Raw genomic sequence first — 1,100 nt, 5'->3', positions numbered from 1 at the left:
GGAGAAAAGCAGCGTCGATTTCCTGCGTCGTCTGAAACTGGCTTCACCCATCAAGATCAGCAAGATCCTGACCGACAACGGCTCGCAATTCACCGACCGTTTCAGCACCAAGGACAAGAAGCCCAGTAGCAAGCACGCCTTCGACATCGCTTGCGCAGATCTGCCTGCCGAGCATCGTCTGGCACCGCCGCGTCATCCGCAAACGAACGGCATCGTTGAACGCTTTAATGGTCGCATCAACGAACTGCTACAGCAGACCCGCTTCGACAGCAAGGCCGACCTGGAAGCGACCTTGATGAACTATTTGAAGCTGTACAACCACCACATTCCGCAGCGTGCGCTCGACGCAAAAACGCCCATCCTGGCCCTCAAGGAATGGCAGAAGAAGCGTCCAGAATTATTCGTCAAACGCGTTTATGATCAAACGGGACTGGACAGCTAGGAAACACATCCGCTTCGAGCCGGTGAAGGACGTTATCTGCATAGGCCGGCGACCAGGATTTCTGCTTCAGCGCATGCCACTCGGTCGCAATCCTGCGGAACGTATTTTCACTCGCGCGCGCGCTGTCTCGACGCGCCTGGTCACGCTGCTGACCAGGATCCAAGCCTTCAAGAAGCCAACGTCGTGCCTCGGTACGTTTTTCGCGCGCTTCTGCCAAACTTACTTCAGGGTAGGGCCCAAACGTGATCGTCGTTTCCTTACCGTTCGGTTGACGGTATCTGAAGCGCCAGAACTTGGCGCCTGTTGGCTGGACTTCGAGGTACAGGCCATGGCCGTCGAACAGCTTGACGAGCTTCTCTTCCGCCTTTGCGCGCTTGACCTGGGCGTCGCTGAGCGGCTTCGCTAACTTAGGCATACTACCTCCTCTCGGCTTGGACAGACTTAAGGGGCGGCACAAGCGGGCTCAGCAGGTTTTAAGGGTAAACGTTGCAGGCAGTTCTGCGGTATACCCTGACGTTTACCCTTAAAGTGCGTAAGCGTGTTCCCAGCACCGTGTTGAGCTATCGAGGTCGATGCGAGATGATACTCGTCACACCGCTGGGAAGCGGAGTTCAGCCGGCCAGGTTGGCGGCACAGTTCCAGGGCAGGAAGTCGTCGA

Annotated in this window: 2 protein-coding genes; one reads left to right on the top strand and one right to left on the bottom strand. The window is 56.7% G+C overall.

Translation table 11 applies throughout. The features are described from left to right. On the top strand, positions 1-442 hold a 442-nt coding region (locus tag HAV22_RS30755; RefSeq protein WP_166865633.1), incomplete at its 5' end, for an integrase core domain-containing protein. Here HAV22_RS30755 and HAV22_RS30750 read toward each other — a convergent pair. Then, positions 405-857, bottom strand: coding sequence for an integrase arm-type DNA-binding domain-containing protein (locus HAV22_RS30750; RefSeq protein ID WP_166865630.1), 453 nt, complete (start codon positions 855-857; stop codon positions 405-407). The two genes, HAV22_RS30755 and HAV22_RS30750, sit on opposite strands and share 38 nt — an antisense overlap. Between the last annotated feature and the right edge of the window lie 243 nt (positions 858-1,100).

The organism is Telluria antibiotica, assembly GCF_011682055.1.
In the GTDB taxonomy this organism is placed as follows: Bacteria; Pseudomonadota; Gammaproteobacteria; order Burkholderiales; family Burkholderiaceae_D; genus Telluria; species Telluria antibiotica.
This window is presented reverse-complemented; position numbering and strand designations above follow the sequence as displayed.